General features: G+C 48.6%; 1 protein-coding gene. It reads right to left on the bottom strand.

The genetic code is table 11. From position 1 onward, the window contains the following. Window positions 1-756 (bottom strand): SulP family inorganic anion transporter (locus ACTXGO_RS15075; protein ID WP_443575092.1); only part of this gene is annotated, 756 nt, incomplete at its 3' end. Between the last annotated feature and the right edge of the window lie 54 nt (window positions 757-810).

The raw sequence follows: 810 nt of genomic DNA, 5'->3' as shown, positions 1-810 counted from the left end.
CAGCCCCTGCGGAATACTACCTATGGTCGCCACATCGCGCGCCGACCAGTCGAGCAGCATACTCAATAAAATGGCTATAAGCAGTAAAATCAATGGGAATAAGCGCTCAGCCCATTTTGCATAATTGTCTGATAACCAAGATTGCCATAACCACAAGCTGGCGTAGCGATTACTGACCAAAAGGATAAAAGCGACAACGCCAATAACAAGCGTTAAAGGATGTAGCAGATATCGATAAAGCTGCATACTCGATAAGTAACCGATCAAGCTGTTACCTGTAATCGGTATTGCTGTGAGGTACTTGAGCTGACTAAAAAATATCAATACCGCCGCGCCGCTGATAAATCCTGCGGAGACGCCGCGACTGATAAACTGCATAATCCAGCCAAGTCTAAGCCGTCCTGCTATCCACAATAGTGCACCAACCATAAAAGCGAGCAGGCTTGCCATCAAGATATAGTGTTCAGCGCCGCGGTCGGCATAACTATGCAAGCTACTAGCCGTCATAATAGCGGTAATAGCGACAGGTCCCACAGCTTGTACGTTGCTCGATCCCAGCCACGCATAGACAATGACGGGTACAATAGCAGCATATAGACCATATACTGGTGGCAGGCCTGCAAGCACAGCATAACCTAAGCTTTGCGGAATGACCAGCACGCCCACCACCAAACCTGCGATAACGTCCGTCGGCAACGCTGCCAGCTGGTATTGACGTAGCCAAGTAGGAATGAGACGAGCGGCGATAGAAGGCATATCAATACGTCACCACAATCAAAGGCGTTACTTATAAAGGTGCTGCTTAGCTAG

The sequence above is a fragment of the Psychrobacter sp. T6-1 genome, assembly GCF_052258445.1.
The sequence above is the reverse complement of the archived record's forward strand: the minus strand, read 5'-3'. Positions and strand labels throughout refer to the sequence as shown.